The 13,389-nt window shown below is 47.5% G+C and carries 9 protein-coding genes; 1 reads left to right on the top strand and 8 read right to left on the bottom strand.

What is annotated here, in order from left to right; all coding sequences use genetic code 11:
• Together OQY15_RS08305 and OQY15_RS08300 are read right to left on the bottom strand one after the other, a co-directional pair.
• A complete protein-coding gene (locus tag OQY15_RS08305; RefSeq protein WP_265790065.1) occupies nucleotides 1-1,314 on the bottom strand; it encodes a gluconate:H+ symporter in 1,314 nt (437 codons plus the stop codon).
• The gene (locus tag OQY15_RS08300; RefSeq protein ID WP_265790062.1) at nucleotides 1,311-2,948 is read right to left on the bottom strand and encodes an alpha-L-fucosidase; all 1,638 of its coding nucleotides are present in this window, start codon (nucleotides 2,946-2,948) and stop codon (nucleotides 1,311-1,313) included. Before OQY15_RS08300 ends, OQY15_RS08305 begins: the two co-directional genes overlap by 4 nt.
• Nucleotides 2,949-3,378: 430 nt before the next feature.
• On the opposite strand from OQY15_RS08300, the gene OQY15_RS08295 reads away from it, so the two are divergent.
• On the top strand, nucleotides 3,379-4,275 hold the full coding sequence (locus OQY15_RS08295; protein WP_265790060.1) for an AraC family transcriptional regulator: 897 nt from the start codon (nucleotides 3,379-3,381) through the stop codon (nucleotides 4,273-4,275).
• Here the strand turns inward: OQY15_RS08295 and OQY15_RS08290 are convergent.
• From OQY15_RS08290 to OQY15_RS08265, 6 genes are read right to left on the bottom strand one after another with little or no spacing between them, the layout of a single operon-like run.
• On the bottom strand, nucleotides 4,272-4,898 hold the full coding sequence (locus OQY15_RS08290; RefSeq protein WP_265790058.1) for an FMN-binding negative transcriptional regulator: 627 nt from the start codon (nucleotides 4,896-4,898) through the stop codon (nucleotides 4,272-4,274). The genes OQY15_RS08295 and OQY15_RS08290 overlap by 4 nt on opposite strands.
• Nucleotides 4,899-4,902: 4 nt before the next feature.
• Entirely contained in the window at nucleotides 4,903-6,591 is a 1,689-nt protein-coding gene (locus tag OQY15_RS08285; RefSeq protein WP_265790056.1) for an amidohydrolase, read from the bottom strand.
• Entirely contained in the window at nucleotides 6,588-7,829 is a 1,242-nt protein-coding gene (rocD, locus tag OQY15_RS08280; RefSeq protein WP_322973318.1) for an ornithine--oxo-acid transaminase, read from the bottom strand. The genes OQY15_RS08285 and rocD overlap by 4 nt, the downstream gene beginning before the upstream one ends.
• 26 nt (nucleotides 7,830-7,855) lie before the next feature.
• On the bottom strand, nucleotides 7,856-8,854 hold the full coding sequence (locus tag OQY15_RS08275; protein WP_265790054.1) for a hypothetical protein: 999 nt from the start codon (nucleotides 8,852-8,854) through the stop codon (nucleotides 7,856-7,858).
• A gap of 4 nt (nucleotides 8,855-8,858) precedes the next feature.
• A complete protein-coding gene (locus OQY15_RS08270) occupies nucleotides 8,859-10,343 on the bottom strand; it encodes a RagB/SusD family nutrient uptake outer membrane protein (RefSeq protein WP_265790052.1) in 1,485 nt (494 codons plus the stop codon).
• Nucleotides 10,344-10,360: 17 nt separating this feature from the next.
• Nucleotides 10,361-13,357, bottom strand: coding sequence for a TonB-dependent receptor (locus tag OQY15_RS08265; protein ID WP_265790050.1), 2,997 nt, complete (start codon nucleotides 13,355-13,357; stop codon nucleotides 10,361-10,363).
• Between the last annotated feature and the right edge of the window lie 32 nt (nucleotides 13,358-13,389).

Below are 13,389 nucleotides of genomic sequence, written 5' to 3'. Positions count from 1 at the left end.
TTAAATGATTTGGTTTAATAAAAGTACGCCTATCAGGCCAATGACGCCCACGATTGATTCCATTAATGCCCATGATTTAAAAGTATCCTTTAGCGTCAGCGTAAAATACTCTTTGAACATCCAGAAACCTGCATCGTTCACATGGGAGAACATTAAGCTCCCTGCCCCCACGGCAAGCACCATCAAATTTGGATTGGTGTGCGTGGCAACCATTAAGGGTAAAATAATTCCTGCAGTAGTGAGGCCAGCCACCGTAGCGGAGCCCACCGCAAACCTGATCACCGCAGTGATCAGCCAGCCCAGGAATAAAGGCTGCATATTCAAGTTTTTTAGTAATTCTGCGATCTGTCCGCTGACACCACTATCCACCAGCACCTGTTTGAGCGCCCCGGAGCCTCCGATGATCAGCAGGATCAGCGCGACGTCTTTGATCGATTCCGCATAGATATTCATGATACGGGAGATCGTTTTGCCCTGGAAGATTCCCAGTGTCAGGGTGGCAGTAAACAGAGAGATGATCATGACTACATCTGCATGGCCCGCCAGGGCAACCACCGCTGTCAGCTGCGGGTAACTGGCTGCGTAAAAGGAGAACACCGTCGCCAGGATCAGCAGCAATACCGGCAGCAAAGCTGTGAAAAAGCTGTTGAATGTTCCCGGTAGTTCATCCTCCGGCAGTTCTGCAGGCACGAACGACTGTAGCGGTGTCGAAGAAATATTCTTCAGCGTACGCGAGAACAGCGGTCCGCCGATCACAATTGCAGGTATAGCGATGAGCAGTCCATACATCAGGGTTAATCCCATATTTGCATTGAACTGGATCACCAGTGCCGATGGCGAAGGATGTGGCGGCAGAAATCCATGTGTTACCGAAAGCGCCGCCAGCATAGGCAATCCGATGTATAAGGGTGGCAGCTTATATTTATAGACCACAGAAAAGATCAGCGGAATCATTAATACAAATCCGATACCGTAAAACAGGGGGATGCCGATCAGGAAACCCGTGGCAACTACCCCCCATTGAATATATTTTTCCCCGCAGATGTTCATGATCACCGCAGCGATTTTCTGCGCTGCGCCGCTTTCTGCAACGAGCTTGCCCAGCATCGCCCCTATCGTAATGATGATGGCCAGGGAGCCCAGCACATCGCCAATACCTTTTTCTACTGATCCGGCAATTTTGCTCAGCGGTATACCGAGCAGGATACCTGCCAGAATGGACACGGCCAGAAAGGCCAGAAAAGCATTGATCCGCAGCACTGAGACCATCACGATCAGCAGCAGGATGCACAATAATACGAGGATCAGTGTCATAGGTTTACCACACTTGTTTCGCCTTCCACTGCTACCTTTTGTTGTTCTGCAACAGCTTTGTATTCCACACGTGCACCTTTTTTGAAGCCTTTCAGCGGAGCAGAGAACGTACCGTCGGCATTGATAGTTACCCAGGCGGTTTTTTCCCATGGTGAAGCGTACAGCGTTTCTACCTGTCCGGCATAAGGACGGTAATAGAACCGCGCTCTTTTTGACAGTGAAGGTTTATAATCGACCACCTGTCCTTTCAGCACAGCACCTTCAACGCCTACCTTCGAACCTACAGTTTTCACAAATACAGCTTCAGCAAATACAGGCTCCACATTTTCAAGCTTGATCACCACTGCGTTTGGCCAGCGGTGGTCGTCATAAATCCTTTGTGCTTTCACTACCGATACATCCAGTCCTTCGGCAGTCTGTGTAAACTTACAGCTCACATCCAGGTTAGCTTTGTACTCAATGATCTGACTATTTTGTCCGAGTACACTCACCTTCGTATTTGGCGTACTCTTTACAGAACGCAGCAGGAAGTGTCTGCGTTCAGCTTCTTTCCAGTTTGCTGCATCAGTTACAAAGGCATAAACTGTATTTTTTCCTTTTTTTGTAAACCAGATATCATCCTCTTTGGCTACTACCCAGCTGCGCACGCTATCCATACTTTCGTGATTGATAAAGTTCCACAGCGCCATTTCGCGTAAACGGTCTTCCTGCTGGATGGCCATCTCACCATTTGGTTTCGGGCCAACGTTTAACAATAATGAACCACCTTTAGCCCTTGCTTCGATCAGCAGGTTAATCAGCTGTGTGCCCGTTTTATAGCGGTCGTTCGTAGGCTGGTACTGCCAGGCTGTACCCATGGTAATCGGTGATAACCAGGGCTGCGTAATCTTGGCACCCGGTAAAGCCTGCTCAGGAGTTTTAATCGCACCACGCGTAATCAGCAGGTTTGGCTGTAACCTCCAGCAAGTTTCTTTTACCACTTCCTTAGGTTCGCCATCGATAAAAAACACATCGATCTTACCATAGTTGGTCATCAGCTCTTCACATTGCTTCTGGTTATAGTCGTTATAAGCTTTTGTAGTTTTGGCATCCATCTGCACGTTTGTTCTGCTGATCGGGATGTTATGGTTACGCAGGAAGTTGAAATCTTCCGGAGAGAAATAGAAACCTACATCCAGTCCTGCTTCCCGGGTAGCTTCTACAAACTCCTTCAGCATATCCTTTTTGTAAGGCGTTTTTGTAATATTAAAATCTGTAGTTTTTGTATCCCAGAAACAGAATCCGGCATGGTGTTTTGTGGTGAAACAAATGTATTTCATCCCCGCCATCTTTGCCAGCTCGGCAATTTCTTTGGGATTGAACTTTGAAGGGTTGAACGTTTTAGGCAATTCATTAAAATAACGGTCAACATAATCGTTGGAAGCACCTACGAGCGAGTGACTGATCACTACGCCCAGCTGGGCATCAACATTGAAGTGAATAAACAAACCGGCACCCGTATCACGGAGCCATTCTTCACGTTCTGGTTTGTTCAGGTTGTAACTGCTGCCCTCGTCATCATTTACCACGTCGTTTTGGGAGAACGAGAAGTTGTAAAAGAAGCACAAGGCTAAAGTAATGTAAACTATTTTCATTTTGTTTTTGGGTTTTTCTGCGCGGTTCTGGTGAGTAGATCAGCTTTGCAGGTTGTTAATTTTTTTTAATAATACCAATTATTTTGCAAAAACAACGGCCCTGAAGATAGCTTTTGCCCAAAAAATCATGTCTTAAATGACCTTCTGCTTTGGGTTTAAGAATGGGTTATTAATTTTAAAGCCTAACCAAAATTAATATCGCATAAAAAATTATTATCCAATATTATCCAATTACCTTCCATTATTAGTAATTATTCTTGAAAACTCCGTTTTAGCGGCATTGGGAATTTCAATATTAACATTATTTAACATTTTTATTTAAATTAGGGATTTATAGGACAGAAATATTGATCAAACCACTCACCGTGATATATTTTTAGCCCTATATATCAACAAAACAATCTAAATTTCTAACCCAATCAATAAAATTATGAAAGTAGTTCAATTTGCGGTCCCGGCAAGTAATGACTCGATAATTATTGAAGAGGATGTGCTCCCTTATTTTTACAACTATTTCCACCGCCATGACGAAATGCAGATCACACTGATCGTAAAGGGCGAGGGAACGTTGATTATTGATAACTATACACAGCGCTTTGCAGCGGGAGAAATTTACATTATCAGTGCCAACCAGCCACATATTTTCCGTTCTGATGAATCGTATTTCAACGAGATGAAGAATGGCAGTGCCCATGCGATCCATTTGTACTTTGACCCTAAAACGATTTTCAGCAACCTCATTAACCTGCCGGAGCTGGACCAGATCAGACGTTTTGTGGAGCAGATCAATTATGGCATCCAGATTCCTGACGGGAACCAGAATCAGGTAGAGATGAAGATGCGAAAGATTGTGATTACGACGGGACTACCGAGGTTACTCAACTTTATGAAGCTCCTGCATTACCTGAGCCTGAACCTGAACGAGTACACCTCGCTGTCTTCAGGAAGCAACAGTAAAACTATTCCGGTAGCGGAGAGCAACAGGATCAACAAAATATACCAGTACACCCTTGCCCATTACACAGAGGATATCTCTCTGGATATGGTTGCGGATTTCTGTCATATGACACCACAGGCATTTTGTAAATATTTTAAGAAACATACCAGCAAGACCTATATTACCTTTCTGCAGGAAATCAGGATCAATGCCGCTTGTGTGAAGATTATAAAAGGAGACGACGAAGGGATCTCCTCCGTCGCTTATGCTACGGGCTTTAACAGTGCGATCAACTTTAACAAAGTCTTCAAGAAGATCACCGGTATTGCACCGAGAGAATACCTGAAAAAATTCAGGGTGAATAATACTGAATTATATAACGCAATTTAATTGAGACCCTTCCTTATATTCTCCATGATGTCTGCCACCAGGACAGAGCGGATATCTTTGCTTTCCCTGAGTTTCAGCAGGATATGCTGAAAATTTTCTTCGTCCCTGTTCTGGCTCATCTTAAATACAGCTTCCCTTTTGCTGATCTCTATTTCAAAGGCCACGATACCATTCATCTGTCGCTGTACATTTTCTGGTAGTGCATCCAGTGATACGGGTTTTGGATTTCCCTGCTCATACCTGTCTGTCAGCCGGCGTACCGACTCCCATTTTTGTTCTTCATCCAGAATCCTGATTTTTCCGGAAACATGCACACTCATATAGTTCCATGTTGGCGCTTCGGGGAAGTTATACCAGGAGGAGGAAATATACTGATGGAGGTCCGACATAAAAGTAACCAGCACCTCAGGGTGCTGCTCAAACACCTGCCACTGGGGGTTAGCCCTGGCGATATGTCCCCAGAGCACCTCTTTTCCTGCTGCATTCACTTCCAGCTCTACCGGTATATGTGTAGCCTGGGGCGTACCCGGACCACCTGTGATTAGCGTAGCGAAACCATTGGCCTGAATAAACCTGCTGATGATCGCCTCGTCTGTTATTTTGTACTTACTTGGAATAAACATTTCTTTAGTTTTTCACCGGGTTTTTGTAGACTTCTTTACCACCAACCACAGTGCTCAATATCTTTACATCTTTAATTGTTACGGGATCGATTTTCGTGATATCCTTTTCAAGGATCACATAATCTGCCAGTTTTCCTGTTTTCAGGGAGCCTTTATGCTGCTCCTCAAAGGTCGCATATGCCGCCTGGATGGTGTATCCTTTCAAGGCTTCTTCTACTGTAATCTTTTGCTCCGGAATCCATCCCTGCGGGTTTTTGTCATCCAGCGTACGCCGCGTTACCGCAGCGTAAATTCCCAGTAAAGGTGATGCAGGAGCCACAAACCAGTCGCTGCCCAGCGTAATCTTTGCACCTGCATCCAGCAATGAGCGGAAAGCATAGGTAGTTTTAGCGCGTTCATGACCAATTACCTTCTCTGCCCAGCGCCCGTCATCAATAGCATGGTAGGGCTGTACACTGGCAATCACCCCCAGTTTGGCAAACCTCGGCAGGTCGGCCGGAAAAATATGCTGTGCATGTTCCATGCGCATCCTCCTGTCGCGGGGGCCATCAGCTTTTTCAATACGTTCATACACATTCAGCAAAGCATTGATCGAGCGGTCGCCTATCGCATGTACAAACAACTGCAGGCCGGCGCTGTCGGCAGATTTCAACCGCTTGTATAACAGGTCTTCAGAGATCACAAAAAATCCCGAGTCTGCAGGAGCATCTGTAAAAGGATGCATAAAAGCCGCCGTGTGGGAACCCAGAGAGCCATCCACAAATCCTTTTACACCACCCAGTTTCACCCATTTATCGCCCCTGCCATTTTCTTTGATGTCTTTTGCGAGGGCAGCCCAGTTTTCAAGTTCTGCTACCGCGTAGATCCTGGTGTTTAATTTTTTCTGCTCTCTTGCCCTTTTGTAAACATCGATATAGCTGCCATATCCTGTTCCGGTAAGACTGACGATAGAAGTTACACCATTAGAAGCCACATATTGCATTGCTGCCTGCAGTGCGGCATCCTTTTGCTCATTATCCGGAAGCGGGTTTACCTTATTGACAATTTCCTTGGCATTGTCCTTCAGCAGGCCTGTCACCTTGCCGTTCTTACGGATGATCTCGCCACCTTTTACATCTTTGATGTTGTCATCAACACCGGCAAGCTTCAGCGCAAGACTGTTGGCCAGCAACATATGCCCGTCCAGCCTGTTGATCCATACCGGATTATCCTTAGTGACGGAATCTATCCAGCTTTTTTCGGGCAGCTCACCACCCCAGTTCTGATGGTCCCAGCTACCACCGGTGATCCATACCCCCTTCTTCTGTGTTTTTGCAAAGTCGGCAATCCTGCGGATAAACTCCTGAGGGCTCTTTGCATCGCGCAGCTGTACAGAAGATAATTTCAGTCCCCCGTCCACAAAATGTGTATGACTATCAATAAAGCCCGGAACAATCAGGTTGGCTGTATCAGTGGTGGTGGTCTTTGTACTCTTGCCAATCCATGCTTTCACATCGCCCATACTGCCTACGGCAAGGATGGAGTCACCGCTGATCGCCATGGCTTCAGCCCAGGGATGTTCAGGATCACCTGTCCATATTTTCCCGGTCACTACTGACTCGGCCGACTGATGGGGCTTTCCGGCACAGCTGTACAGCAGCGTGCAGGCTGTGATGGCCAGCAGCGCCCTGCCTGTCATTCTGAATCTTTTCATATACTTAAAATCACATTTTCAATGAGGTCGCAGCATTCCTGTACCTGCGCCTCTGTAATTACCAATGGCGGAGAGAATCTGATCGTATGTTTATGCGTTGCTTTGCACAACAGTCCTTTTTTCATGAGCATCAGGCAAACATCCGAGGCAGATCCAAATTTCTCATCAGGAATGATATCCAGGGCGTTGAGCAAGCCTTTACCTCTCACCGCACTGATCAGGTCAGGACGTTTCAGCTGCAGGGCAGACATACGCTCACGGAAGATCTTACCCATCGCAAAAGCATTCTCTGTCAGCTTTTCATCGAGCATCACTTCCATACTGGCAATGGTCACCGCTGCCGCAATAGGGTTGCCGCCAAAAGTAGAACCATGTTCACCAGGTTTGATGCACAACATGATCTCATCGTCACACAGTACCGCTGATACCGGCATTACGCCGCCCGACAAAGCCTTGCCCACGATGAGCATATCGGCATGCACATCATCGTAATATGCCGCCAGCATCCTGCCGGTACGTCCTATTCCGGTTTGTATTTCATCGGTAATGAGCTTTACATTATATTTCTTACAAAGCTCATGCGCTTTTTTAAGGTATCCCTCTTCCGGGATCAGCACCCCCGCTTCACCCTGTATCGGCTCTACCAGAAAGGCACAGATCTCCGGGTGGTTGATCAGTTCTGTTTCCAGTGCCTGCAGGTCATTAAAAGGGATCACCTTATATCCCGGGTTTGCCGGGCCGAAGCCCTCCGTACTGGAAGGGTCTGTAGAAAAAGAAATAATTCCCGTGGTGCGGCCATGGAAGTTACGCTCCGCAGCAAGGATCATCGCGGTATTGGCTGCAATACCTTTTTTGGTATAGCCCCATTTGCGCGCCAGCTTGATGGCCGTTTCTACCGCTTCAGAACCTGCGTTCATAAACAGCGCCTTGTCGTACCCAAAAAATTTACATACAAACTTCTCGGCATCTCCCAGCCTGTCGTTATAAAAGGCACGCGAAGTAAGGGTGAGCCTTGATGCCTGGGCAGTCATGGCGCCGATAATCTTCGGGTGACAATGCCCCTGGTTGACGGCACTGTAGGCCGAGAGGAAATCGTAATAACGATTCCCCTCGATATCCCAGAGATACACACCTTCTCCTTTTGTTAACACTACCGGCAGCGGACTGTAATTGTGTGCGCCGTATTTCTGTTCCTGTGCGATTACTTCTTGCGTTCCCACTATTTCTTCTACTTTCATTCTCTTTATTTATGGTCGGGCATGCCTTAGGGCTGAGCCATTACATCAAATGTGACTGCGCCGGAGATGCCTGCCGTTAACGATTTTACTCTAATATATCCTTTTTTACCACTCTCATTTACAAAACCATAAATTCCGTTCTCCACAATATCCACAGAGTTATTAACAGCTGCAGTTGCGGTAGCACCCGTTACCGGGATAGCCGATACTGTTGCGGCCGTGACGGCTCCAAGCTGTGAAGTAGCCCATGATTTCTGCAGGTAGGCAGGTACAGTTGCCGCCGGTACAAATACACGTGCCGAGTATTTTGTTGCCGAGGCAGCCACATTACCGCTCAATACTTCAGGAGAAATAAATACGGGAACCAGCGTTGCGGCACCATTTACCGTGCGGCTAACAACAGTATATGCAATATCTGCCGCTACCCCTGCACCCGTAGTGCTGGTATATGTCAATCCGGTGCTGGTTGAAAAGTAGCTGCCCTGTGTTCCGCCCTGAGCGCTGATCACTCTGTCTACATAAGCTTTCATCGGGTAGATGCTCAGTGCATAAGTACGGTAGTTTTCACTTACACCTACTTCGTTCACATTGGTATTGCTGATCCTGAATGATACTGTTTTTACATTCGTGGCTACCGTAGCCGTGTTAAAAAGCCTGAGGCGGATGGCCGCTGCACTTGCATTGGCAGGGATTGTAACTGTTCCCCGTGTACCAAGGATCTCGTAGTCGGTACCCTCTACGGCCGTTCCCGGAACAACCGTATAGGTGATATCAACAGGCTGATTGCGCTGCGGACCAACCAGCTGCACCACGATACTGTCGCGGTCGCCACGGATAGGGATATTAGCGTTATCGCCCACAACAGAGATACCACCGATAGAGGCTCCCGCAAGTTTGGTATTCACCCCTGTTACCGGGTTGTTAAATTCTACAACGGCCGGCCCTGTGTAGGTAAGATCCCTTTTTTTGCAGGATAGAATCGTCATCGCCGCAAGGATGATATATATGGATTTATTGATCTTCATTGTATTAATATCTAGGATTTTGAACTAAATTTTTGTTGACATCCAATTCTGTCAGCGGCAGCGGTGCCAGGATTCTGTAGTCGCTGAAAGGAATGGTAGCAATTGTTGCCTTAGGAATATCCCTTCCAAGACGTGTAAGGTCAAAGAAACGGTGGCCCTCAAAGGCAAGTTCCAGTCTTCTTTCTTTCAGGATGGCTTCGATCAGCGCCGGACCAGCGGGACTGATGGCTGGTAAACCGGCCCTGTTGCGGATCACGTTCAGATCTGACACTGCCTGTGACTCATTGCCTGACCTTGCGCTGGCTTCAGCCCTGTTCAGGTACATCTCTGAAATCCTGATGATCGGCACATTGTCAAAACCGAAAGAGCCTTTACTGCCCTGAAACTTGTTTGTCTGCACTACCTGCTCCCCATCAGCCCTGGTGTAGTTAACCATGACATTGCGGCGCACATCATTCGCTTCATATTCTGCAAGCAGATTGTTTGACACCACGATATCGCCAAAACCTACGCGGGTAGTTCCGTTGAGTACCTGCTGGTAATTTGCCTGGATCGTATTGTCATTCGGATTTTGCGGAAGCTCTGCCGTAGAGGCAAACTGCAGCTCAAACATAGATTCCGGTTTTGATGCCGCAGCCCACATCGAGAGATAAGCAGCCGGGGTAGCCTGGAAAGTACCGATACCCGAGCTTAATGCCGCCGTCGCCTCAGTCACCGCAGCCGCATTTTTAGTGCCGCCCATGTACAGGTATAATCTGCTCAGTAAAGCGTGTGATGCGCCTGCAGTAGCGATATATGGTGTTCCTGCTGATGCATTTACACCTGTAGTACCAAATAAACCGATTGACTCCAGCAGGTCTTTTTCAATCTGTGCATATACTGCTGTAACCGAAGCCCTTTCAGGAAAGGTTACCTTGCTGTAGTCATCCACAGCATCCAGTACCAGCGGTACGCCGAGGCTGAAGTTATTCTGGATAAAGTTAGGGTTGTAGGCATAGATCTTTATCAGGTCGAAGTAGACCAGCGCCCTTACAAACAAGGCCTGAGCCTTTACGCTTGCTTTCTGTGCAGGCGTAGTGCCGTCATTCAGCTTATCCGCAGCAGCGAGTACGACATTGGCCTTGGTGATCACACCATAAGCAGCGTTCCAGATATTCAGGTGAGCACTCACCGCATTGATCAGCAGCGTATTTCCGCGGCAGCTGCAGGTTGCAGGGTTTACGTTTCTCACGTTATCTGCGAGCAGTTCCGGGTTGAGGGTCATCTCCCTGCCGTAGTATGTTGCTGCTCCGGGAGTAGCCGTATATCCTGCGGGGCCACGCAATCCTGCATAAGTTCCATTTAAAGCTGCCTGAACCCCCAGCAGGGTCGTCAGCGCATCATCCGCAGCCAGTGAAGTCCTTGGTGTAACTTCCAGCGTCTTGGTGCAGGAAGTAGCCATCAGCAGGGCGAGGGTAAATGCAATATATATTTTGATGTTCTTTATCATGACAATAGGTTTAAGGATTAGAATGTTGCCTGAAGACCGGCAGTGTATGATTGTCCCTGTGGTGCAAGTCCCATGTTATAGGCACCGGCAGCAAATTCCGGATCAAGACCAGTATAGTTGGTCAGTGTCCACAAGTTATAGGCCTGTACATAAACTTTAAGGTTGCTCAGTCCAACTTTGGCCACCAGCGCCTTTGGCAGGTTATAGCCAAGGTTTACCGATTTCAGCCTCAGGTATGAAGCATCAGAGTAGAAACGGTCAGTACCACCTCCGGCGCCAAATACAGAGCTCGATGTTCCCGGCTGTTGTGCACCTGCGTACAGTTTCGGCACATCGGTGATCTGTCCCGGTGTAGTCCACCTGTTGAGGGCTTCATCATACTGGTTAAAGTTGTACCTGAAGTCACTCAGCAACCAGGCTCTCGACTGATCCTGTTGTATGGTACCCACCTGATACTGGAAGAATACAGAGAGGTCGAAGCCTTTATAACTGAAGCTATTCGTGATCCCGCCATAATATTTTGGCGTTCTTGTATTGTCTTCAGAGAACTTCCTGTCCGCTGCTGTTGGTGTATACGTAATATTACCGTTCACATCATACCACATCGGCCTTCCGTCTGCCGGGTTTACCCCTGCCCAGTGCGGCACATAGATCAGACCCAGCGGCTTGCCAATCCAGAGATTGTTGGCCGGTAAATCCTGTCCTTCAACCAATAGTGATAATACTTTATTCTTGATGAACGTGATGTTGAAATCCGTGTTCCATTTAAATTCACCGGTAAGGTTCATGGTCGACAGGCCGATCTCAAAACCTTTGTTCTCCAGGGAGCCGATGTTTTCAGCAATGCTGGCAAATCCCGAAGTATTTGGCAGCGGCCTGTTCAGCAGCAGGTCTTTCGTTGTACGGATAAAGTAATCTACCGATCCCGAGATACGACCTCCAAACAAACCATAGTCGACACCAAAGTTTTTGGTCACGTTACGCTCCCATCCCACATTGGAGTTCCCCAGCTGGTTGAACACGATACCTGCCCTGCTGTTGTAAGAGGCATTGGCATTTGATGCAAATAAGGAAAGACCCGGGTAGAAGGAGATCTCACTGTTTCCTGTCTCCCCGTAACTGGCTCTCAGTTTCAGGTCGGATATAATTTTGGAATCCTTCAGGAAATCCTCCTTGTTAATCCTCCATGCTCCCGATACTGCCGGGAAAAACCCAAACTTATTATTGTCGCCGAAACGGGATGATCCGTCTCTTCTCAGTGTTCCCTGGATAATGTATTTATCATCGTAGGTATAACCCAGACGGGCAAAGGCACCTGCAGTTTTAAACTGGTTGAATACAGATGATAATATCGAAGGAGTTGTTCCTGCCAGCGTTTCGCCAAATGCAGGTATCGCCACACCATTACCTTGTGTGTTCAGCAGTCTGTAAACTTCATTCCTGTAGTTGTATCCCAATAAGGCTGTTACGCTGTGTTTCTTTTCAAAAACATGGTTGTAGGTCAGCGTTTGGTCTGTCTGCCAGTTTACGGTGTTCGATTTGTTGAACCTTACTACCCCGTTTACGGCCACCCCGCCGGCACTTCTCGGATCGTAAAACAGCTCTTCATCCGTTGTCGTATATTCCAGCGAGTACGATGACCTGAACCTCAATCCCGGAAGGATATCATAGTTGAGTGCAAAATTACCGATACCCTGATTGGTTACACCCAGGTTTTTGTTGTTCTCCAAACTGAAGAGCGGGTTATCCCATCCCGGGCGCAGTGTCGTATTGATTGAACCGTCTTCTCTGTAAATCGGATCGATCGGGTTACCCGCAAGACCGGTAATAAAGATATTGTAGTTTTGGAACGATGGAATATCAGAAGAGTTCTGCGTAACGGTACTCAGGTTTACCCTGGTTTCAAGCGAGAATTTATCCGACAGTTTATTGTCCAGGTTTACCCTGAATGTGCCTCTTTTGAAATCGTAACCTTTGAACTGATGCTCCTGATTATTGTAGGAGGTAGCGATGAAATAACGCATTTTCTCGTTCCCGCCATTTACTGACAGCTCATAGTTCTGTACTTTACCTTTTCTCGTAATTGCATCCAGCCAGTCGTACGTAGGTGCATTGGCAGCAAGACCGTTGGCCTGATCCGCGTTGTATCCACCCACCAGGTTTCCTGTGTTCACGATAGATTCGCGGCTCAGCGCTGTCCATTCAGGACCATTCAGCAGGTCGATACCTTTTACCAGGTTGGATACCCCGTAGTAAGTACTGAAGTTGATTTCCTGTTTGCCTGCTTTACCTTTTTTGGTGGTAATGATGATGACCCCGTTACCTGCCTGTGCACCATAAATTGAAGCTGCAGCAGCATCCTTGAGGATCTCTACGGACTCGATATCATTAGAGTTGAGGGAGCTCAATGGGTTTGATGAAGCAAGGTTGACCGTACGGCTACCTGCAGACACCTGTACCCCGTCGATGATGTACAGCGGCTCGTTTCCTGCGTTCACAGAACCCGTACCACGGATACGTACCTCGGTGGCACCACCCGGAAGTCCGTTGCTGGAGTTTACCTGCACACCCGCAGCCTTGCCCTGAATGGCGCGGTCCGGACTCGCAACGGCAAGGTTTGCTATTTCTGATCCTTTAACTGAAGATATGGCTCCGGAGATCTCTTTTCTCTTTTGTGTGCCGTAACCAACTACCACGACTTCATTGAGTCCTTCGTTTGTTTCAGGCAGTACGATGTCAAAGGAAGTCTGGTTGCCAGTGGCGATCTCCCTGGTTTCGTAACCAATGAAAGTAAATACCAGAACGCCGCCACCTGAAGGTACCGACAGGGAAAACTGCCCATCTGCACCCGTCGTGGTTCCTGTTGGCGTGCCTTTCAGCTTTACACTTACGCCGATTAAAGTTTCTTTGCCGGTAGCGCCGGTTACACGGCCCTTTAATACCCTTTGCTGTGCAAATCCCTGCACACAAAAAAGCACTGCCAGCATGAAAGTAAAAAGTAGATTTTTTCTCATAGCTGGAGTAGTTTAATGGTTAAAAATAAATG

Source organism: Pedobacter sp. MC2016-15 (assembly GCF_026239695.1).
In the GTDB taxonomy this organism is placed as follows: Bacteria; Bacteroidota; Bacteroidia; order Sphingobacteriales; family Sphingobacteriaceae; genus Pedobacter.
Note: the sequence above shows the minus strand (reverse complement) of the source record. Positions and strands in the feature narration are given on the sequence as shown.

Coding starts and splice junctions, on each gene's coding strand:
- OQY15_RS08300 (WP_265790062.1), bottom strand. CDS start 2,948: ATGAAAATAGTTTACATTACTTTAGCCTTGTGCTTCTTTTACAACTTC.
- OQY15_RS08290 (WP_265790058.1), bottom strand. CDS start 4,898: ATGTTTATTCCAAGTAAGTACAAAATAACAGACGAGGCGATCATCAGC.
- OQY15_RS08270 (WP_265790052.1), bottom strand. CDS start 10,343: ATGATAAAGAACATCAAAATATATATTGCATTTACCCTCGCCCTGCTG.
- OQY15_RS08305 (WP_265790065.1), bottom strand. CDS start 1,314: ATGACACTGATCCTCGTATTATTGTGCATCCTGCTGCTGATCGTGATG.
- OQY15_RS08295 (WP_265790060.1), top strand. CDS start 3,379: ATGAAAGTAGTTCAATTTGCGGTCCCGGCAAGTAATGACTCGATAATT.
- OQY15_RS08275 (WP_265790054.1), bottom strand. CDS start 8,854: ATGAAGATCAATAAATCCATATATATCATCCTTGCGGCGATGACGATT.
- OQY15_RS08285 (WP_265790056.1), bottom strand. CDS start 6,591: ATGAAAAGATTCAGAATGACAGGCAGGGCGCTGCTGGCCATCACAGCC.
- OQY15_RS08265 (WP_265790050.1), bottom strand. CDS start 13,357: ATGAGAAAAAATCTACTTTTTACTTTCATGCTGGCAGTGCTTTTTTGT.
- rocD (WP_322973318.1), bottom strand. CDS start 7,829: ATGAAAGTAGAAGAAATAGTGGGAACGCAAGAAGTAATCGCACAGGAA.